This is a genomic window from Rhizobium sp. NLR22b (assembly GCF_019685295.1).
In the GTDB taxonomy this organism is placed as follows: domain Bacteria; phylum Pseudomonadota; class Alphaproteobacteria; order Rhizobiales; family Rhizobiaceae; genus Rhizobium.
Genome location: NZ_JABDWM010000010.1, coordinates 63,907 through 83,228, shown reverse-complemented (window position 1 = coordinate 83,228; position 19,322 = coordinate 63,907). Strand labels below are relative to the sequence as shown.

General features: G+C 61.6%; 18 protein-coding genes. 8 read left to right on the top strand and 10 right to left on the bottom strand.

Features of this window, described 5'->3' with window-relative positions; all coding sequences use genetic code 11:
* Positions 1-26: 26 nt before the first annotated feature.
* The 6 genes from HJC00_RS17470 to glpK form a co-directional block, all read right to left on the bottom strand.
* The gene (locus HJC00_RS17470) at positions 27-1,088 is read right to left on the bottom strand and encodes an LLM class flavin-dependent oxidoreductase (protein WP_210630375.1); all 1,062 of its coding nucleotides are present in this window, start codon (positions 1,086-1,088) and stop codon (positions 27-29) included.
* Positions 1,089-1,488: 400 nt separating this feature from the next.
* Positions 1,489-1,779 carry a GIY-YIG nuclease family protein gene (locus HJC00_RS17465; RefSeq protein ID WP_210631581.1) on the bottom strand — a complete coding sequence of 97 codons (291 nt, stop codon included), beginning with the start codon at positions 1,777-1,779 and terminating at the stop codon, positions 1,489-1,491.
* 131 nt (positions 1,780-1,910) lie between these two features.
* Positions 1,911-2,378 carry an SRPBCC family protein gene (locus tag HJC00_RS17460; RefSeq protein WP_221123038.1) on the bottom strand — a complete coding sequence of 156 codons (468 nt, stop codon included), beginning with the start codon at positions 2,376-2,378 and terminating at the stop codon, positions 1,911-1,913.
* An 88-nt stretch (positions 2,379-2,466) separates the two neighbouring features.
* Positions 2,467-3,726: an RNA polymerase sigma factor gene (locus HJC00_RS17455; protein ID WP_210630372.1), complete on the bottom strand. Its 1,260-nt coding sequence runs from the start codon at positions 3,724-3,726 to the stop codon at positions 2,467-2,469.
* Positions 3,723-4,097, bottom strand: a complete 375-nt coding sequence (locus HJC00_RS17450) for a YciI family protein (protein ID WP_210630371.1) — start codon at positions 4,095-4,097, stop codon at positions 3,723-3,725. Before HJC00_RS17450 ends, HJC00_RS17455 begins: the two co-directional genes overlap by 4 nt.
* Positions 4,098-4,207: 110 nt before the next feature.
* The gene (gene glpK / locus HJC00_RS17445; RefSeq protein WP_221164411.1) at positions 4,208-5,701 is read right to left on the bottom strand and encodes a glycerol kinase GlpK; all 1,494 of its coding nucleotides are present in this window, start codon (positions 5,699-5,701) and stop codon (positions 4,208-4,210) included.
* 255 nt (positions 5,702-5,956) lie between these two features.
* Between glpK and HJC00_RS17440 the strand changes: the two genes are divergently transcribed.
* From HJC00_RS17440 to xdhC, 4 genes are all read left to right on the top strand, one after another.
* The gene (locus tag HJC00_RS17440; RefSeq protein ID WP_221123040.1) at positions 5,957-6,733 is read left to right on the top strand and encodes a 3-hydroxybutyrate dehydrogenase; all 777 of its coding nucleotides are present in this window, start codon (positions 5,957-5,959) and stop codon (positions 6,731-6,733) included.
* Positions 6,734-6,761: 28 nt separating this feature from the next.
* Complete coding sequence (xdhA, locus tag HJC00_RS17435; protein WP_210630368.1) at positions 6,762-8,225, top strand: xanthine dehydrogenase small subunit; 1,464 nt, start codon at positions 6,762-6,764, stop codon at positions 8,223-8,225.
* A gap of 274 nt (positions 8,226-8,499) precedes the next feature.
* Entirely contained in the window at positions 8,500-10,839 is a 2,340-nt protein-coding gene (gene xdhB / locus HJC00_RS17430) for a xanthine dehydrogenase molybdopterin binding subunit (RefSeq protein WP_221164410.1), read from the top strand.
* 114 nt (positions 10,840-10,953) lie between these two features.
* Positions 10,954-11,769, top strand: a complete 816-nt coding sequence (xdhC, locus tag HJC00_RS17425; protein WP_210630366.1) for a xanthine dehydrogenase accessory protein XdhC — start codon at positions 10,954-10,956, stop codon at positions 11,767-11,769.
* Here the strand turns inward: xdhC and HJC00_RS17420 are convergent.
* A complete protein-coding gene (locus HJC00_RS17420) occupies positions 11,745-11,939 on the bottom strand; it encodes a hypothetical protein (RefSeq protein ID WP_210630365.1) in 195 nt (64 codons plus the stop codon). The two genes, xdhC and HJC00_RS17420, sit on opposite strands and share 25 nt — an antisense overlap.
* Positions 11,940-12,040: 101 nt before the next feature.
* Between HJC00_RS17420 and HJC00_RS17415 the strand changes: the two genes are divergently transcribed.
* Entirely contained in the window at positions 12,041-12,937 is an 897-nt protein-coding gene (locus HJC00_RS17415; RefSeq protein WP_210630364.1) for a LysR substrate-binding domain-containing protein, read from the top strand.
* Between the two features lie 54 nt (positions 12,938-12,991).
* Here the strand turns inward: HJC00_RS17415 and HJC00_RS17410 are convergent, their stop codons facing one another.
* Positions 12,992-13,324, bottom strand: a complete 333-nt coding sequence (locus tag HJC00_RS17410; RefSeq protein ID WP_011426364.1) for a hypothetical protein — start codon at positions 13,322-13,324, stop codon at positions 12,992-12,994.
* 351 nt (positions 13,325-13,675) lie between these two features.
* On the opposite strand from HJC00_RS17410, the gene HJC00_RS17405 reads away from it, so the two are divergent.
* The 3 genes from HJC00_RS17405 (at position 13,676) to HJC00_RS17395 (ending at position 17,485) form a co-directional block, all read left to right on the top strand.
* The gene (locus tag HJC00_RS17405) at positions 13,676-14,914 is read left to right on the top strand and encodes a urate hydroxylase PuuD (protein ID WP_221164409.1); all 1,239 of its coding nucleotides are present in this window, start codon (positions 13,676-13,678) and stop codon (positions 14,912-14,914) included.
* The gene (guaD, locus tag HJC00_RS17400; RefSeq protein ID WP_221164408.1) at positions 14,911-16,218 is read left to right on the top strand and encodes a guanine deaminase; all 1,308 of its coding nucleotides are present in this window, start codon (positions 14,911-14,913) and stop codon (positions 16,216-16,218) included. The genes HJC00_RS17405 and guaD overlap by 4 nt, the downstream gene beginning before the upstream one ends.
* Positions 16,219-16,342: 124 nt before the next feature.
* Complete coding sequence (locus HJC00_RS17395) at positions 16,343-17,485, top strand: alpha-hydroxy acid oxidase (protein ID WP_210630361.1); 1,143 nt, start codon at positions 16,343-16,345, stop codon at positions 17,483-17,485.
* A 69-nt stretch (positions 17,486-17,554) separates the two neighbouring features.
* Here the strand turns inward: HJC00_RS17395 and HJC00_RS17390 are convergent, their stop codons facing one another.
* Both HJC00_RS17390 and HJC00_RS17385 read right to left on the bottom strand, forming a co-directional pair.
* Entirely contained in the window at positions 17,555-17,995 is a 441-nt protein-coding gene (locus tag HJC00_RS17390; RefSeq protein WP_210630360.1) for a hypothetical protein, read from the bottom strand.
* The gene (locus HJC00_RS17385; RefSeq protein ID WP_221123044.1) at positions 17,992-19,320 is read right to left on the bottom strand and encodes a phosphatase PAP2/dual specificity phosphatase family protein; all 1,329 of its coding nucleotides are present in this window, start codon (positions 19,318-19,320) and stop codon (positions 17,992-17,994) included. Before HJC00_RS17385 ends, HJC00_RS17390 begins: the two co-directional genes overlap by 4 nt.
* Positions 19,321-19,322: the final 2 nt, after the last annotated feature.

Here is a 19,322-nt window from a genome sequence, read left to right as displayed (position 1 = left end):
CCTTCCACAGGGCGGCCGCGGCCGCCTCAAACTGAGGCTTTCACTCCTTCGCTCTTTTCAGTCAATGCCTTTCTGACGATCGGCGCCACTTTCGTCCCGTAGAGCTCGATGCCACGCATGATCTGATCATGCGGCATCAGGCCGATCGCCATCTGCAGCAGGAAGCGGTCGTTCTTGAATATCGCGTGATGGGCGATGATCTTTTCCGCGACCCGCTCGGGATCGCCGACGAAAAGCGCGCCGTTCGGCCCGCGCGAAAGATCGAAATGCGCCCGGCTCGTCGGTCCCCAGCCGCGCTCGCGGCCGATGCGGTTCATCACCTCCGCCTGTGGTCCGTAGAACTGGTCGGCGGCTCTCTCCGTCGTGTCCGCGATGAAGCCATGGACATTGATACTGGTCTTCAGCTTCGCCTGATCCTGCCCGGCCCGGCGCGCAGCCTCGCGGTAGAGATCGAAGAGCGGCGCGAAACGGCGCGGCTCGCCGCCAATGATCGCGAGCGCCACCGGCAGTCCGAGCGCGCCGGCGCGCGCCACCGACTGCGGTGTGCCGCCAACCGCGATCCACAGCGGCAGTGGATCCTGCAGCGGCCTGGGATAGACGCCGCGTCCGTTGATCGCCGCGCGAAGCTCACCCTTCCACGCGACAGTCTCATCATCGCGCAGCGCCAGCAGCAGATCGAGCTTCTCCTCGAAAAGCTGGTCGTAATCCTCGAGGTTGTAGCCGAACAGCGGGAAAGACTCGATGAACGAGCCACGCCCTGCCATGATCTCGGCACGGCCGTTCGAAATGAGATCAAGCGTCGAAAACTGCTGGAACACACGCACCGGATCGTCGGAGGAGAGCACAGTAACCGCGCTCGTCAGCCGGATGTTTTTGGTCTTGACGGCCGCAGCCGCCAGCGCCACCGCGGGAGCGGACGCCGCATAGTCCGGCCGATGGTGTTCGCCAAGCCCGAAGACATCGAGCCCCACCTGATCGGCAAGCTCGATCTCCTCGATCAGATGCTTCAGCCGTTCGGCCCCTTCCGCTCCCTTGCTGCGGGAGGGATTGGGATTGACATCGGCGAATGTGTAAAGGCCCAGTTCCATCGTCGGCATCCTGTTGAACTCGATCCGGAGATAAGGATGGCGGCGATGGAGCGCAAACACAAATTGTGGAACGGATTGTTCGAGAATCTTGATAGGCGGCGGCAGTTATTAAAGGTTCGCACCCTCAGCTACATCTAACTGAGCGAACATTGTACGATGGCAAAGAGTCCCTGCGCCATGGACATGGCGCTGCTGGATTCCTGTGACGAGCACAGGAATGAGGGAGCAAATGGTGCGCACCTGGCCAACCATATCCCATACTATTCAGAGCGTTTTTGTTAGATGCTGAACTGCGTGAACCATCGTTGTTGACCTCTGCGACTGCCAAGAACTCCCTCATTCCTGTGCTTGTCACAGGAATCCAGCAGTCGCGCGTCCGCGCGACAGGAGACTTCTCCTCTCACAGGCCCAAGAGATGAAACGAAATGTCCTCCCATTCAGGATTCTCCCGCTCGATCAGATTGAGCTTCCACAGTCGCGGCCATTTCTTAATCGTCTTTTCGCGCGTGATCGCTGTCGTCAGCAGATCATGCTCCTCGAACCACACCAGTGTCTTGACACCATACTTCGACGTAAAACCCGGCGTCAGCTCATTCTGATGCTCGTATAGCCGGCCGGCAAGATCACGCGTCACGCCGGTATAGAGCGTGCCGTTGCGTCCGGATGCGAGGATATAGACGTACCCTTTCATACCAGCAGATTGGCACAGGATAGAATCTGAATTCAACGACTTCGAAGCACAGGTGGAATCATCTTCCAAACCGCCTCGTGCCACACTTGAAGCACGGGACGGCACAGCCTTCACCACGCCGTCCCCGCCGCTCACATTTTCGCCAACAATTCCGCCAACTGATCGGCCGCCTTGCCCCATCCCTCGTGGAAGCCCATCTTCTCGTGCGCTTCCTTGTCTTCGGCGCGCCAGTGCAGCGCCTTGGCTGTATATTTCGTCCTGCCGTTACCGAGGTCTTCGAGCAGAATGACACCGGTGAAGAAAGGCTTTTCGGCAGGCACCCAGGCGCTGGTATAGGCGTCGGTGAAGACGATCTTCTCATTCTCGACGATCTCGAGATAGACGCCATGATTCGGATACCGATTGCCCTCGGGATCCTGCATGACGACAACACTCGCGCCGCCGGGGCGCACATCGAGCGTCGCGTCTGCCACACTCCACGGGCGCGGGACGAACCACTGCTTCACGAGATCCGGATCGGTCCATGCCTTGAAGATCTTATCGCGCGGGGCGTGGAATTCCCTGATAAGGACGAGTTCATGTTGCGTGCTGGCGGTCATTTCAACATCTCTCCGTTTGAATGAAACCTGTTTCGTCTCAGGTTGTTACAAGGACGTGTAAACTTCGCCGTTCCGACACCACGAAGAATTAATTTGCAATCGGCTGCGCCGCCTCTTCCTGCATCTTGTCGATCTGCCGGCGGATATGCGCGGCTTCCGCCGCCGAATGGGCAAGCGCGATGGCATGGTCGAAGGCTTCGCGCGCCTGGCTGGTCAAACCGAGCTGCTTCAGCAGCCCGCCCCGCAGACCGTGATAATAGAAATAGCCTCCGAGTTTCTCGCCGAGCGGATCGATGAGATCCAGCGCCTCCTGCGGCCCATGCAGCTTGGAAACGACGACCGCGCGATTAAGCGTTACGACAGGCGAGGGCTGAATACGCTCCAACGCCCGGTAAAGCAGATCGATTTCCGTCCAGTCGGTGTCTTCGGCACGTTTCGCGCGCGAATGGATGGCGGCGATGGCCGCCTGAAGCTGGTAGGGGCCGGGCCGGCGGTGGCGTAGCGCCTTGTCGAGCAGCGCCAGGGCCTCATTGATGAAAAGCTGGTTCCAGAGAGAGCGGTCCTGATCCTCGAGCAGCACGATCTCGCCTTCGGCGCTGAAACGCGCCGGGCGGCGCGATATCTGCAGAAGCATGAGCGCAAGCAGCCCCATCAGTTCCGGTTCGGACGGAAACATGTGCAGCATCAGCCGTGCCAGCCGGATCGCCTCGTCGCTGAAGGCGGCCGCCTCATGTTTGGGATTCGCCTGGGTGTAGCCCTCGTTGAAGATCAGATAGATCATCGTGCTGACGATCGACAGGCGTTCGGCCCTCTCCTCAGGGCTCGGCGTTTCGAAAGGCACTCCCGCCTTGGCGACGCGCGCCTTGGCCCGAGTGATGCGCTGCTCCATGGCGCTTTCGGAGACCAGGAAGGCGCGCGCGATCTGCGTCACCGAAAGGCCGGAGACGATGCGCAGCGCCAGCGCGATCTGCTGCGTCGCCGGCAGATCGGGATGGCAGCAGATGAAGAGAAGCCGCAGGATATCGTCGCGATAATTGGAAGCATCCAGCCGCTCGGCAATGTCGCTTTCGGCATCCTCAGTATCGGAAATGACGTCCTCGTCCGGCAACGCCTGCAGCTTCGATCGTTTGCGCACCGCATCGATGCCGCTGTTGCGACCGACGAAAATGAGCCATGCCGCCGGATCGCGCGGCGGTCCTCTTTCCGGCCATGTCCGGATCGCCCTCAGGCATGCCTCCTGAAACGCCTCCTCCGCGGTATCGAGATCGCGGAAATAGCGCAGCAGCGCGCCGAGCGCCTTCGGGCGGGCCGAGGCAAGCGCGAGGTCGATCCAGGCAATGTCGGTCATGATGCAGCATCTCCCGGCCTGAACACGTAGAAAGGCCGAATTTCGTAAGAGGAGGAGCCGGGATTGACCGCGGATAGCTGTTTCGAGAAGGCGACCGCCTCCTCCAGCGTTTCGAAGTCAACCACGTAAAAGCCGAGAAGCGCCTCTTTCGTTTCCGCGAAAGGCCCGTCGATGACGAGAGCCTCGTCTTTGCCCTTGCGAACGGTCGTCGCCGCCGTCGTCGGCATCAGCCGACCAACGGGACCCAGCTTACCGGCTTTGGCAAGCGGCTCCTGCACGGCGTAAAGCTTTTCCATGACGGCAGCCTCCTCCTCCTTGGTCCAGGCGAAGACGGTTTCCTCATGGGCGTAACAAAGGATTGCATAAAGCATCGGTCACTCCTCTTTCCGAATGACGAAGGAGTAACCGCTTAGCCGACAGGCCGCATCAAAAAATTATCCGGGTCAGCGGCGGTTGCAGGAACCAAGGCGCTTACCGAAGGCTAGCCTTCGGTAAGCGTCCGCTTGACCGCATTCTTCCAACCCTTGAGTTTTGCCGCCCGCACCTTCTCGTCCATGTCAGGCTCGAAACGCCGGTCGCGTTTCCATGTCGCCGAAAACCCATCCCTGTCAGGCCACACCCCCGCCCGGCTGCCGGCGAGCCAGGCCGCGCCCAGCGCCGTCGTCTCCAGGATCACCGGGCGATCGACCGGCGCGTCGAGCAGGTCGGCGAGGCGCTGCATCGTCCAGTCGGAGGCGACCATGCCGCCGTCGACGCGGAGCACCGTATCTTCGGCGCCGTTCTTCCAGTCTTTCTGCATGGCGTCGAGCAGGTCGCGGGTCTGGTAGCAGACGGCTTCGAGCGCCGCCCGGGAAAGCTCAGCGGGCCCACTGTTGCGCGTCAGCCCGAAAATCGCGCCGCGCGCCTGGGCATCCCAATATGGCGCGCCGAGGCCGGTGAAGGCGGGCACGAGATAGACCTCCTGCGTCGGATCGGCCTTTTCGGCAAGCGTGTTGGTCTCGGCGGCACTGCCGATGATGCGAAGCCCGTCCCGCAGCCATTGCACGGCAGCACCCGCGATAAAGATCGAGCCCTCAAGCGCATAGGTCGTCTCGCCGTTGAGGCGATAGGCGATTGTTGTCAGCAGCCGGTTTTTCGAACGCACCATGTCTGTGCCGGTGTTGAGCAGCGCAAAGCAGCCCGTGCCGTAAGTCGATTTCAGCATGCCCGGCGCAAAACAGGCCTGGCCGATGGTCGCCGCCTGCTGATCGCCGGCGACGCCGAGGATCGGGATGGCAGCGCCGAATATCTCTAAATCGACCGTGCCGAAATCGGCGGCACAATCCTTGACCTCAGGCAGCATGGCGGCCGGCACTCTCAGAATGTCGAGCAGATCCTCGTCCCATGCATTTTCGGCAATGTTGTACATCAGCGTGCGTGAGGCGTTGGTGGCATCCGTGACGAAGCTCTTGCCGCCGGTGAGCCGCCAGATCAGGAAGGTGTCGATCGTCCCGAAGCAGAGATCGCCCCGGGCCGCACGCGCCCGCGCCCCCTTCACATTAGCAAGCATCCAGGAGAGCTTCGTGCCGGAGAAATAGGGATCAAGGATGAGTCCGGTCTTCGTTGTGAAAACCCGTTCCAGATCCTGCCGTTTCAGGTTGTCGCAGTAGCTCGCCGTGCGTCGATCCTGCCAGACGATGGCATTCTGGATCGGCCGGCCGGTCTCGCGCTCCCACACAACAACGGTCTCGCGCTGGTTGGTGATGCCAAGCGCGGCAATGTCCTTCGCCATCACCTTGGCTTCACGCAGCGCCATATGGATGGTGGAGACGACTGAATCCCAGATCTCCTCAGGATCATGCTCCACCCAGCCGGAGCGCGGATAGATTTGAGTGAATTCCTTCTGGCCTTTGCCGACGACCTGCATGGTGCCATCAAAAACGATCGCCCGTGTCGACGTTGTTCCCTGATCGATCGCCAGAACATATCCGCTCATGAAATCCTTCTCCCTGGAGCAATTCCAGCAAAAGCGCGTAGCGGTTTGCGTCCGGAATTGCGTGGATCAAAGAGATAGAGCATTTCCGTGATTCGGAGAAAAACGGAAATGCTCCACGCTGATTATCATGGCAAATCAATAGGACACGGATGCGGGCGAGAAAAGCGAATAAAGCGGAATTGCCAGCCTGCCGCCTTTGGGAATAACCTCGAGGCTAACGCTGCGACGCAGCATCGGCATTCACGGAGAAACAGCATGAGCAGATCAGTCGTCGTCACCGGCTCCACCAGCGGCATCGGTCTTGCGATCGCCACCGCCTTCGCCGAAACCGGCGACAACGTCGTTATCAACGGGTTCGGAAATGCCGATGAAATCAACGCGATCGTCGAGCGGCTTGAATCGGTATCGAAGGGCCGGGCAATCTACCATCCCGCCGACATGACCAAGCCCGCCGAGATCGCCGACCTGATCGAAACCGCCGCAAAAACCTTCGGCACCGTCGATGTCCTCGTCAACAATGCCGGCATTCAGCATGTCGAGAAGATCGAGGATTTCCCGGTCGAAAAATGGGATCAGATCATCGCCATCAACCTGTCGAGCTCCTTTCACACCATGCGCGCCGCCATTCCGCTGATGAAGGCCAAGAAATATGGCCGCATCATCAACATCGCTTCGGCTCACGGGCTCGTCGCCTCCCCCTTCAAATCCGCCTATGTGGCGGCAAAACATGGTATATTAGGCTTGACGAAGACAGCGGCGCTGGAACTTGCGGAGTTCGGCGTGACGGTCAACGCCATCTGCCCCGGCTATGTGCTGACGCCGCTCGTCGAAAAGCAGATACCCGATACCGCCAGGGCGCGCGGCATGACCGAGGAGCAGGTGAAGAGCGAAGTCATCCTCAAGGCGCAGCCGACGCGCGAATTTGTCAAGGCCGAGGAGATCGGTGCGCTGTCGATCTACCTTGCGAGCGATGCCGCCTGCCAGGTGACCGGAACCCACATCTCGATTGACGGTGGCTGGACGGCGGCCTAACCATTTGGAAAACATAACCGGGAATATCATGAACGACAGCATTCGCTTCATCCTGAATGGCGAGGACATCGAGCTCACCGATGTCGGGCCGACCGAGACGCTTCTCGATTTTCTGCGGTTGAAGCGGCGCCTCACTGGCACCAAGGAGGGATGCGCGGAAGGCGATTGCGGGGCCTGCACCGTGCTCGTCGGCCGGCTCGTCGACGGCAAGCTTGCCTATGAATCCGTCAACGCCTGCATCCGTTTCACCGGCTCGCTGCACGCCACGCACGTGGTGACGGTCGAGCACCTGGCCGGCCGGGATGGCGCGCTGCATCCGGTGCAGCAGGCGCTGGTTGATTGTCATGGGTCGCAATGCGGCTTCTGCACCCCGGGCTTCGTGATGTCGCTCTATGGGTTATGGCTGACAAAGGAAAAACCCGGTCGCCGCGAGATCGAAAAGGCATTGCAAGGCAATCTGTGTCGCTGCACCGGCTACGAGCCAATCGTCAAGGCCGCCGAGCAGGTGAGCCTGATGCGCCCGAGCGCGCTGTTCGACCCGCTGGAGCGCACGCGCTCGGAAATCATCGCACGGCTCTGGGCCATGCAGGCGAGCGGCACCATCCTGATTGCCAAAGGCGAAGACCGGTTGATCGTGCCGGCTTCTGTCCAGGCACTGGCCGAAGTTCTCTCGCAGGAGCCCGACGCGACCGTCGTTGCCGGCTCGACCGATGTCGGCCTCTGGGTGACGAAGCAGATGCGGCGGCTGAGCCCGGTCGTATTCATCAACCACCTGAGCGAATTGCAGACCGTCACCGAAAGCGAGGACGGCGTCACCATCGGCGCTGGCGTCAGCTACACCAGGGCCTTCGAAGCGATCGCCCGGAAAATCCCGGCGCTCGGGCGGCTGATCGACCGCATCGGTGGCGAGCAGGTGCGCAACATGGGCACGATTGGCGGCAACATCGCCAACGGCTCCCCGATCGGCGACAGTCCGCCGCCCTTGATCGCGCTCGGGGCGACGTTGACGCTGCGCTCCCTCGAAGGCCAGCGCAAAATCCCCCTCGAGGACTTCTTCATCGCCTACGGCAAACAGGACCGCAGGCCCGGCGAGTTCGTCGAGAGCGTCTTCGTGCCCTATCCCGCAAACAGCCGCTTTGCCGCTTACAAGATCACCAAGCGCCGCGACGAGGACATCACCGCCGTGCTCGGCGCCTTCCTGCTGACCCTCGACGACGCGGAGATCGTCACCGACATCCGCATCGCCTACGGCGGCATGGCGGCAACGCCGAAACGCGCTCGCACGGTGGAGACCGAACTGATCGGCAAATCCTGGACTGAAGCAACGATCGAGGCCGCCCGCCCCGCCTTCGACGTCGATTTCCAACCGCTCACCGACTGGCGCGCCACGGCGGAATACCGCCAGTTGACGGCGAAGAATTTGTTGACGCGGTTCTATCTGGAAACTGTCGGCGCGCCGGCGGAGCTGAAGCGGTTCGAGGAGGTGGCGTGATGGAGAAATTGATCAGAACGCCCGGAATGCAAGCCTTGATGGGAATAGTCGCGGTCTCCTCCTCTCCCTCATTCCTGTGCTTGTCACAGGAATCCAGCGCGCCCAAGTCCCTGGGCGCAGGAGACATTTCCTCAGCGTCATATGAGTCATTCACGGCGCAGACGCGCCGTGGCTGGATTCCTGTGACATCCCTCGGGCGAAGCCCTGAGGGCAAAGGAATGAGGGGGTGCGGAGTAGCCGCATTTCCTAACTCCGTTCGCGGAGGGCTGATCTAATGGACAAGTCCACCTTCGAAGACCCCAAAGTCGTCATCTCGGGCCCAATGTACGGCTCTCTGCGCCATGATTCCGCGCACAAACACGTTACCGGAACGGCCGAATATATCGACGACACCCCCGAACCCGCCGGCCTGCTGCACGGCGCGCTCGGCCTCTCCGACCGGGCACACGCCGAAATCCTCAGCATTGATCTCTCCGAGGTCGCCGCCTATCCCGGCGTCGTCTGGGTCTTCACCGGCAAGGACGTGCCCGGCGTCAACGACGTCAGCTCCAACGGCAGCCATGACGAGCCGCTGCTCGCCGAAACTTTGGTTCAGTTCCACGGCCAGCCGATCTTTGCCGTCATCGCCGAGACGCGCGAGGCCGCCCGCCGCGCCGCTTGGCTGGCGAAGATCGTCTATCGCGACCTCCCGCATTGGAGCGATATCGACGGCGCACTTGCAAACGGCAGCCCGCTGGTCACCACGCCGATGAGGCTGCAGCGCGGCGAGCCGGAAACGGAAATGCCGAACGCACCCATGCGGCTGAAAGGCCAAATGCGCATCGGCGGACAGGAGCATTTCTATCTCGAAGGCCATATCGCCGTCGCCTTTCCCGGTGAGGATGACGAGGTAACCGTCTGGTCTTCGACCCAGCATCCGAGCGAGATCCAGCACATCGTCGGCCATGTGCTCGACATCCCTTCGAACGCGGTGACGGTCAATGTGCGCCGCATGGGCGGAGGCTTCGGCGGCAAGGAAACACAGGGCAGCCAGTTCGCGGCCCTTGCCGCCCTTGCGGCCAAGAAGCTCGGCCGCGCCATCAAGTTCCGCCCCGACCGCGACGAGGATATGAGCGCCACCGGCAAACGCCATGATTTCCTCGTCGATTACGAAGTGGGCTTCGACGCTGACGGCCGTATTCACGCTGTCGATGCGACTTATGCGGCGCGTTGCGGCTTCTCCTCCGATCTCTCGGGGCCGGTGACCGACCGGGCCCTCTTTCACGCTGATTCCAGTTACTTCTACCCGCATGTGCATCTGCAGTCGAAACCCTTGAAGACGCACACGGTCTCCAACACCGCCTTCCGCGGCTTCGGCGGTCCGCAGGGCATGCTCGGCGCCGAGCGCTTCATCGAGGAGATCGCCTACGCCCTCGGCAAGGATCCGCTCGATATTCGCAAGCTGAATTTCTACGGCCAGCCGGGCTCCGGGCGCACGCTGACACCTTACCACCAGGAGGTCGAGGACAATATCATCGCCCGTGTCGTCGACGAACTGGAGGAGACGGCCGAATACCGGGCGCGACGCAACGCCATCATCGCCTTCAACCGCGACAGCCGCTACATCAGAAAGGGCATCGCGCTGACGCCGGTCAAATTCGGCATCTCCTTCACCATGACCGCCTTCAACCAGGCCGGCGCCCTCGTCCATATCTATCAGGACGGCTCGATCCACCTGAACCATGGCGGCACCGAAATGGGCCAGGGCCTCTATACCAAGGTGGCGCAGGTGCTGGCCGACAGCTTCCAGATCGATATCTCTAGGGTGAAGATCACCGCAACGACGACCGCCAAGGTGCCGAACACCTCGGCCACCGCCGCCTCCTCCGGCTCGGACCTGAACGGCATGGCGGCCTACGATGCCGCCCGCCAGATCAAGGAACGGCTGGTGGCCTTTGCCGCCGAAAAATGGGATGTGGCCCCCTCCGACGTCGTCTTCCTGCCAAACCGCGTGCGCGTCGGCGAGTTCGAGATCCCCTTCCGTGATTTCATCAAGCAGGCCTATTTCGCCCGCGTCCAGCTTTCAGCCGCCGGCTTCTACAAGACGCCGAAGATCCACTGGGACCGTAAGGCCGGCCGCGGCACCCCCTTCTATTATTTCGCCTACGGCGCCGCCTGCACCGAGGTCTCGATCGATACGCTGACCGGTGAATATCTGATCGACCGCACCGACATTCTCCACGATGTCGGCCGCTCGCTGAACCCGGCGATCGACCTCGGCCAGGTCGAAGGGGCCTTCGTCCAAGGTTTGGGCTGGCTGACGACGGAAGAGCTCTGGTGGGACGACAAGGGACGGCTGCGCACCCATGCCCCGTCGACCTACAAGATCCCGCTCGCCTCCGACCGGCCGAAAATCTTCAACGTGCGGCTGGCCGAATGGTCAGAGAATGCCGAAGCGACGATCGGCCGTTCCAAGGCGGTCGGCGAACCGCCCTTCATGCTGGCGATCTCGGTGCTGGAAGCCCTGTCGATGGCGGTCGCTAGCGTCGCCGATTATAACGTCTGTCCGAGACTCGATGCGCCGGCGACTCCGGAACGGGTGCTGATGGCTGTGGAGCGGATGAAGCGGGTGTAGGATGCGTCCGGCTGATTTGTTTTTTGAGCAGGACGGGCCGAGTGGGTGGCACCCCCCTCTGTCCTGCCGGACAGAGGGGGGGACCGCAGCCACATACCCATCGGTTGCCTTGCCATGAAGGACCTCCCCACCTTCCTCGCCGCCCACCCCGAGAGCGTCCTGGTCGACATCACCGGCACGCAAGGCTCCACTCCGCGCGAGGCCGGCGCTTTCATGCTTGTTTCGGCGAACGCCCTCTGGGGCACGATCGGTGGCGGGCAGTTCGAGTTCATGGCAATCGCAAAAGCGCGCGAGATTCTGGCTGGAACCGGCGGAACGGCCATCATGGACATCCCGCTCGGCCCCGAAATCGGCCAATGCTGCGGCGGGCGCACGCAACTGCGGTTTCGGCGGTTGACGCAAGCGCTGACGGATGAGCTCAAGGCAAGGCTTGCAGGCGAGATTGAGCGCCTGCCGGAGGTTTTTCTCTTTGGCGCCGGCCATGTCGGCCGGGCGCTGGCGGCAGCCCTTGCGCCGCTGCCGCTGTCGGTGACGGTCGTCGAAACGAGACAGCAAGAGCTTGCCAACCTGCCGGATGAAATCAAGGCCCGGCTCGTGCCAATGCCGGAAGCGTTGGTGAAAGATATTTCCGCCGGCGGCGCGGTCGTCATCCTGACCCATGACCACGCGCTGGATTTCCTCATCGCTCGCGAGGCGCTTGCGAGAACCGACCTCGCCTATACCGGCATGATCGGCTCCGCCACCAAGCGCGCCACCCTCGCAAGCTGGCTTTCACGCGAAGGCGACGGCGAGCACGGCTGGATGGAGCGGCTGACGCTGCCGATCGGCGGCTCGACGGTCAGGGACAAGCGCCCCGAAGTGATCGCCGCCATGACCGCTGCCGAGATCCTGACGGCGCTTGCGGCCTACCGCATGCGCTCGTCCTCATAATAGGGATCGCGCCCGTCGAGGAAACCGAGATCGCGCTTAACCCGATCGGGCGCGGCCGTAAGATCGAGGCGCGGCAAGCGGTGGAAACTGGCCATGAGCCAGCCGGCAAGACGTAGGAAAACACTGCTGTTCCGTTGCGGCTGGCTCTCTTCGATAGCATGGCAATCCATGACGTCACCTCATCAGATTGATGGTATGAGTTGCAGTCTGCCGCGAAAAATGCTGCAATTCCAATCGAACGATCGTCTGCCTGCATCAAGAGAACTTATCCATGAAACTTTCGAAGCAATTTCCGCTGAATGCGCTGCGCGTCTTCGAAGCCGCCGCCCGGCTTGGCAGCTTTACCAAGGCGGGTGACGAGCTCGGAATGACGCAGACGGCCGTCAGCTACCAGATCAAGCTCCTGGAGGATAATGTCGGCGAGCCGCTCTTCCTGCGTCGCCCACGCCAGATCGCGCTGACGGAGACCGGTGTACGGCTGGCCCCGAAGGTGACCGAAGCCTTCGCCATGCTGCATGACGCGATGGCGACGGCGCGCGACAGCGTCGAAGGCACGCTCGCCATCAGCTCGACCCATACCTTCGCGTCGAAATGGCTGGCGCCGCGCCTCGGCTCCTTCCATTTGAAGCATCCGGCGATCGCGGTTCGGTTTCAGGCGACCTCCGACATCATCGACTTCGGCCGCGAGCAGATCGACGTCGGCATCCGCTGGGGCGACGGTAACTGGCCGGGGCTCGCGCTGCACCGGTTGATGGGCCTGGAGTTCACGCCGATGCTGAGCCCCAAGCTGGCGGAATCGGCAGGGGGCATCAAAGAGCCGCGCGATCTGCTGAAATTCGATCTCTTCGATGCCGGCGACATCTGGTGGAAACAATGGTTCGAGGCTGCCGGCGTCACCGATACGGATCTCGATCGACGCCCGCGCAACCAGCTGGGCTCGCAGGCGATGGAAGCCGACGCGGCGATGGCCGGCCACGGCATCGCCATCCTTCACCCTGCCTTCTATGAGGCCGAAATCGCGCTCGGCCGGCTCTACCAGCCCTTCGATCTAACCCGCAGCGACGGCAAGGCCTACTGGCTCGCCTATCCCGAAAATCGCCGCAACGTACCGAAGATCAAGGCCTTCCGCAATTGGATCCTGGAGGAGATGAACGCCGCCGGAACCTGACCCGACAAACGCATCAGGGCCAATCAACCTGAACAGGGCTTAGTAGGTTCGGCTTCAAAATCCCATTTCCGGCGCGTAGAAGCAGCGCGGCGTGTTCTCGTTGGGGAACAGACAGAGGTGATAATCACCATCGCCGGACTGCATCGCCTTCGTCATCGGCAGCAGAAAGACGTGAGCATGCGTGACCAGCCGGTGGTCGCCCGGCATCAATGTCACACGATATCCGTTTGGTGTCACCGCGACGCTTTTGGACGGAATCATCTGGCAATCGCCATTATGACTGTCGCCATTGCAACAATAGGGGTCATAACTCCACCCCGAAGGTGCGTCGTGAGCCATCGCCAACGATGCGTATGCCATCATTACACACGTCAGAATGCTGCGCATGGGCATCTCTCCGTCGATGAATGCGCCGCCGATCTCCAACGGTTCTTGTTATTTCATGCCGGCGGCCTGCAAACCTAACTGTATCCGCTCATCATAGTTTCAAGATCCGCCAATTTTAGCAGATCCAATATGAGACAGTAATAATGCATGGCCTTCTCGGCAGCTTTTAGGCACGAGGGTAACAGATCGGCTGTGCGTCCGCGATTGGCGACCTCGGCAACATCGCTGGCGACTGGCGTGACCCGCGACGCTCGCCATGTTGCAAAGGGCATGTGCGGTTCATCATTCTCCTCTTCCCTCCCCGGCAAATTTTCCGCAATGTCACGAGTCGGAGGAAGATAGGGGAACTCGATGTATGAATATGCCATAGCATGGGAATGGCTCGCCTTCGCGGCGCGCTGGTTCCATGTCGTTACCGCGATCGCCTGGATCGGATCGTCCTTCTATTTCATCGCGCTCGATCTCGGACTGGTGAAACGCCCGCATCTGCCGCCCGGCGCCTATGGCGAGGAATGGCAGGTTCATGGCGGCGGCTTCTATCATATCCAGAAATATCTGGTGGCGCCCGCTCAGATGCCTGAGCATCTGACCTGGTTCAAATATGAGAGCTATTTCACCTGGATCTCGGGCTTCCTGATGCTCTGCATCGTCTATTATGGCGGTGCCGACCTTTTTCTCATCGATCGCCACGTCCTTGATATCACGCCGACGGTCGCAATCCTGATCTCGTTGGCGTCACTGGCCTTCGGCTGGGTCGTCTACGATCTGCTGTGCAAATCCCCGCTTGGCCGGGATACCTGGGGTCTTATGGCAGTGCTCTATGTCGTGCTCGTCTTCATGGCCTGGGGTTATACGCAGCTTTTCACCGGCCGCGCCGCCTTCCTGCATCTCGGTGCCTTCACTGCGACCATCATGTCGGCCAACGTCTTCATGATCATCATTCCGAACCAGAAGATCGTCGTCGCCGATCTCATCGCCGGGCGCACGCCCGATCCGAAATACGGTCAAATTGCCAAGCAGCGTTCGCTGCACAACAACTATCTGACGCTGCCCGTCATTTTCTTCATGCTGTCGAACCATTATCCGCTGGCCTTCGGTACGGCGTTCAACTGGGTGATTGCGGCGCTCGTCTTCCTGATGGGCGTCACCATCCGCCACTGGTTCAACACCACCCATGCGAGGAAAGGCCGCCCGACCTGGACCTGGATCGTCACCGTCGTCCTCTTCATCCTGATCATGTGGCTTTCGACCGCGCCAAAGCTGTTGACCGGCGATGCGGATACGGCGGCGGTCGCCCCCGCCTTCCGGCACTTCGCCGGCGATCCGCATTTTCCTGCCGTCAAGCAGCTGGTCTCGACGCGCTGTTCCATGTGCCATGCCGCCGAGCCCGCCTATGAAGGCATCGTGCGGCCACCGAAAGGCGTGATGCTCGAATACGACGCGGAAATTGCCGCCCATGCCCGGGAAATCTATATACAGGCAGGCCGCAGCCATGCCATGCCACCCGGCAACGTGACCGATATTACGCCGGACGAACGCAGGCTGCTCGTCGCCTGGTTCGAAAGCGCAGTCGAAGGCAAAAAACAATGACGTCGACACTTCTTCGCGGCCGCCTCCTCTCTTTCCATCGCGCGCCCCTGAGCCTCGCCGACAGCCAGAGTTATCTCTACGAGGAAGACGGCGGCCTGCTGATCGAGGACGGGCTGATCGCCGCTGTCGGCCCCTATGCCGAGATCAAGGCGAAAGCCGCCGAAGGCACGGCCGAGATCGATCACCGCCCGCATCTGATCCTCCCCGGCTTCATCGACATGCACCTGCATTTTCCGCAAATGCAGGTGATCGCCTCCTATGCCGCCAACCTGCTCGAATGGCTGAACACCTACACTTTCCCCGAGGAATGCCGCTTCGTCGAAAGCGCGCATGCCGAAAGGATCGCCACACATTTCTACGACGAGTTGATCCGCCACGGCACGACGACGGCGGTCGCCTACTGCTCCGTGCACAAGACCTCGGCCGACGCCTTCTTCGCCGAGGCGATGAAGCGCAATATGCGCATGGTTGGCGGCAAGGTGATGATGGACCGCAACGCCCCCCAGGGCCTGCTCGACACGCCCGAGATGGGTTATGACGAGACCCGCCAGGTGATAGCGGACTGGCACGGCAAGGGCCGCAACCACGTCGCCATCACCCCGCGCTTCGCCATCACCTCGACGCCGGCGCAGATGGAAGCGACAGCAGCGCTCGCCCGCGAATTTCCCGACCTGCACATTCAGACGCATCTGTCGGAAAACCACGACGAGATCAAATTCACCTGCGAGCTCTATCCCGAGGCGATCGACTATACCGACATTTACGCCCGCTATGGTCTGCTCGGGCCGAAGAGTCTCTTCGGCCACGCCATCCACCTGTCCGAACGCGAGGCCGATGTCATGAGCGAGGCCGGCGCCGTCGCCGTTCACTGCCCGACCTCCAACCTTTTCCTCGGCTCCGGCCTCTTTCCATTGAAGGCCTTGGCGCGACGCGAAAAGCCGGTCCGCATCGGTGTCGCAACCGATATCGGCGGCGGCTCCAGCTATTCGATGCTGAAAACAATGGACGAGGCCTATAAGATCCAGCAGTTGCTTGGTGAACGGCTGAACCCGCTGGAAAGCTACTACCTGATGACCCGCGGCAATGCCGAGGCGCTGTCGCTCGCCGGCCGGATCGGCACGCTGGACCCTGGCACCGAAGCCGACCTCGTCGTCCTCGACGCGGCCGCGACGCCGGCCATGGCGCTGAAGATGGAAACGGTAAAAACCCTGCCCGAGGAACTCTTCCTGCTTCAGACGATGGGCGACGACAGAGCGATCGCCGAGACCTACGTTTCCGGCATTGCCTTGAAAACGGGGCTTTGACGATATCGGTTCCCGCCAACAAGGTACAGTGAAGACCGTCTGGGGCGGCCGTTTCCCGTAACGCTCCTTTTGGGATTCATGTTATGGGCGATGGTCGCATTTATACGTGTAGAAGGTTCGATTCATGGCCACTCCGCTCACCATTGACGATCTGAAAAAACTCGCGCAGCGCCGCGTGCCGAAAATGTTCTTCGACTATGCGGATTCGGGCGCCTGGACGGAATCCACCTATCGGGCGAATGAAAGCGATTTCGGCGACATCAAGCTGCGCCAGCGCGTGCTGGTCGACATGAGCGACCGCACGCTCGAAACGACGATGATCGGCCAGAAAGTGTCCATGCCGGTGGCGCTCGCGCCGACCGGCATGACCGGGATGCAGCATGCCGACGGCGAGATGCTGGCCGCGCGCGCAGCGGAAGAATTCGGCGTTCCCTTCACGCTCTCGACGATGAGCATCTGCTCGATCGAGGACGTCGCCTCAGTGACGACGCGTCCCTTCTGGTTCCAGCTCTACGTGATGAGAGACAAGGATTTCGTCCTCGACCTCATCCGTCGCGCCAAGGCCGCGAAATGCTCGGCGCTGGTGCTGACCGCCGACCTGCAGATCCTCGGCCAGCGCCACAAGGACCTGCGCAACGGTCTCTCGGCCCCGCCGAAATTGACCGCGAAACATCTCTGGCAGATGGCAACCCGGCCCCTCTGGTGCCTTGATATGCTGAAGACGAAGCGCCGATATTTCGGCAATATCGTCGGCCATGCAAAGAATGTCGCCAATGTCGCCTCGGTGCCGACATTTGCGCACGAGCAGTTCGACACGCGGCTGTCCTGGTCGGATGTCGCCTGGATCAAGGAACAATGGGGCGGCCCGCTGATCATCAAGGGCATACTCGATCCGGAGGATGCGAAGGCCGCAGCCGACACCGGCGCCGATGCGATCATCGTCTCCAATCACGGCGGCCGCCAGCTTGATGGCGCCCCCTCCTCGATCAGCATGCTGCCGAAGATCGTCGATGCCGTCGGCGACCGCATCGAAGTCCATCTCGATGGCGGCATCCGCTCCGGCCAGGACGTCTTGAAGGCCGTGGCGCTTGGCGCCAAGGGTACCTATATCGGCCGCCCCTTTCTTTACGGGCTCGGCGCCATGGGAAAGGAAGGCGTCACCCTGGCGCTCAACATCATCCGCAAGGAAATGGACATCACCATGGCGCTCTGCGGCAAGCGCGACATCAACGACATAGACTCGTCGATCATATCAGGGCGGCAATGACCTGCTCTGATTGCGCGGGCGAGGCCGGCCAGACGTGCTGGCGAGCCTCTCAATCACCTGCCGTGCCATTCAGCATAGCGGCTGGCCATCGGCGGCATTGAACAGAAGGATCGCGAAAATCACGAGATAGATGGCGAGCGCAAAACGCTGCCGCCAGATGATGCGGCGCGATCCAGCAATCCGCCGCTCGAGGCCACGCGCGGCCCCGTCAAACTTGCGAAGCTGCATCCGGGACAGCACGTCGTCGACGGCGGCGAGAGCGGCGGCCTCTGTCTCGTGGCTCGACGCGAGGCGGAACAACAGCGCATCGAAAAGGAGATGGATCGCCAGCGCAAGGACGATCCCGCAGAAAACGAGCATCAAGAGCCAGCCGAGCCCGGGAGCGAAGCCTCGATATCCCCCGAGGATCGGGCCGGCGGTCAGCGGCAACAGCGCCGTCAGCCCGCAGACGATCGAATTGCGGCCGAGACTTCGCGCCGCCGCCGAGGCCGTGGCATTCCACTGCGTCATTGCAAGCCCTCCGTCACGGCATGAATGCTTTCCAAGGGCAGATGAACCCGCCGCCCCGCCCGTTCGATCAGCCGCAGCGCTTCGGCTGGATTTTCACAACGTCGGCTGATGAGCAGCCAACGCACGATGACGCCGGCGCTCCGCTGGAAACCGAGCGCACAGCAGACAAGAACCGGTCCCTGGTGGCGGGCAACCTCGATAAGGTCCGCCGCGGCAAGCGTCTGGATCTTGTCGAGGCCTATGAGATCAAGGGTGGGAAAGCTGCACCATTGCGTTGACGTCCCGCTCGGGCGCTGAAGTTCGCCGGTAAGATCGATCACCGTGGCAAAACGGTCGGCCTCGTGGCGACGCGGAAAACGGCCGAGATGGACGCCATCGGCGATCGCCACGGATGCCGGCATTCTGCGTGTCCAGAGCCAAACGTTGATGAGAGCGCCGAGCCGGTAGGGCGCCAGTAGCCAGCGACTGGTAAGTGCGGCTCGACCATCGGCACGTTTCAGAAATATCTGCGGGCCGGCGCCGAGATATCCGACTGCGACGATCGCCAGCGCAACGGCCGGCCAGAGCAACAGAAGCGCTGCAGGCGATAGAGGAGTAAAGAGTGCTGCGATGCCGAGAAATGCCAGGGCACCGCACAGATAATAAGTGCCGAGACGGCGCGACTTCGGATCGCCGCTCAACGCAAAATCGGCAAGAGGGGAACGGGCATCGCGCGGGAAAAGCCAGGTGGCAAAAAGGCCGAGCAGCACGCCGGTCGGTATGTCCATGACGTGATGCTGCCACGTCGTCAGCACGGAGGCACCGATGAGGAAGCACCAGACATGCCAGGCAAGCCGCGCCCTCCGCGGCAGCCGGCCGCGCAGATGGTCCCAGATCACCACCAGCAGCGCGATATGCAGCGACGGCGCCTGGTTGAACGGCTTATCGAAGCCGCCGAGGACGGCGAACATGAAACCAGGCAGGCCGCTCGTTGCCGGCCGCACGAAGATCGCTTCGAGCGGAAACACGATAAAGCAGGCGACCGCGATCAACTGGATCGTCAGATAACGCCTCGCCAGCATATCCACATCGCGCGGCGTCGTGTTGATGAACAGGCAGAGCCCGTAGAACAGGTTGATCGACCAATATGGAATGATCGTCCATCCGAGAAACGGAATGGCGCTTTCCCATGTGAAGGCGATGTTCGGCACATCAGCGCGTTGCGACGCCAGCCAGTTGGCGCCGCCATAGGTCAGATAGAAGAACGGCGCCAGGAAGGCGAGCCAGAGTGCGGCCCGCTTCAGGACCGGCGCTGTCCGGGAAAGAGGAGAACGTGCCTGCTCCAACG

What these genes read in the sequence shown, in the direction of transcription:
- HJC00_RS17470 (WP_210630375.1), bottom strand. Translation starts at nt 1,088, where the DNA reads ATGGAACTGGGCCTTTACACATTCGCCGATGTCAATCCCAATCCCTCC.
- HJC00_RS17465 (WP_210631581.1), bottom strand. Translation starts at nt 1,779, where the DNA reads ATGAAAGGGTACGTCTATATCCTCGCATCCGGACGCAACGGCACGCTC.
- HJC00_RS17460 (WP_221123038.1), bottom strand. Translation starts at nt 2,378, where the DNA reads ATGACCGCCAGCACGCAACATGAACTCGTCCTTATCAGGGAATTCCAC.
- HJC00_RS17455 (WP_210630372.1), bottom strand. Translation starts at nt 3,726, where the DNA reads ATGACCGACATTGCCTGGATCGACCTCGCGCTTGCCTCGGCCCGCCCG.
- HJC00_RS17450 (WP_210630371.1), bottom strand. Translation starts at nt 4,097, where the DNA reads ATGCTTTATGCAATCCTTTGTTACGCCCATGAGGAAACCGTCTTCGCC.
- glpK (WP_221164411.1), bottom strand. Translation starts at nt 5,701, where the DNA reads ATGAGCGGATATGTTCTGGCGATCGATCAGGGAACAACGTCGACACGG.
- HJC00_RS17440 (WP_221123040.1), top strand. Translation starts at nt 5,957, where the DNA reads ATGAGCAGATCAGTCGTCGTCACCGGCTCCACCAGCGGCATCGGTCTT.
- xdhA (WP_210630368.1), top strand. Translation starts at nt 6,762, where the DNA reads ATGAACGACAGCATTCGCTTCATCCTGAATGGCGAGGACATCGAGCTC.
- xdhB (WP_221164410.1), top strand. Translation starts at nt 8,500, where the DNA reads ATGGACAAGTCCACCTTCGAAGACCCCAAAGTCGTCATCTCGGGCCCA.
- xdhC (WP_210630366.1), top strand. Translation starts at nt 10,954, where the DNA reads ATGAAGGACCTCCCCACCTTCCTCGCCGCCCACCCCGAGAGCGTCCTG.
- HJC00_RS17420 (WP_210630365.1), bottom strand. Translation starts at nt 11,939, where the DNA reads ATGGATTGCCATGCTATCGAAGAGAGCCAGCCGCAACGGAACAGCAGT.
- HJC00_RS17415 (WP_210630364.1), top strand. Translation starts at nt 12,041, where the DNA reads ATGAAACTTTCGAAGCAATTTCCGCTGAATGCGCTGCGCGTCTTCGAA.
- HJC00_RS17410 (WP_011426364.1), bottom strand. Translation starts at nt 13,324, where the DNA reads ATGCGCAGCATTCTGACGTGTGTAATGATGGCATACGCATCGTTGGCG.
- HJC00_RS17405 (WP_221164409.1), top strand. Translation starts at nt 13,676, where the DNA reads ATGTATGAATATGCCATAGCATGGGAATGGCTCGCCTTCGCGGCGCGC.
- guaD (WP_221164408.1), top strand. Translation starts at nt 14,911, where the DNA reads ATGACGTCGACACTTCTTCGCGGCCGCCTCCTCTCTTTCCATCGCGCG.
- HJC00_RS17395 (WP_210630361.1), top strand. Translation starts at nt 16,343, where the DNA reads ATGGCCACTCCGCTCACCATTGACGATCTGAAAAAACTCGCGCAGCGC.
- HJC00_RS17390 (WP_210630360.1), bottom strand. Translation starts at nt 17,995, where the DNA reads ATGACGCAGTGGAATGCCACGGCCTCGGCGGCGGCGCGAAGTCTCGGC.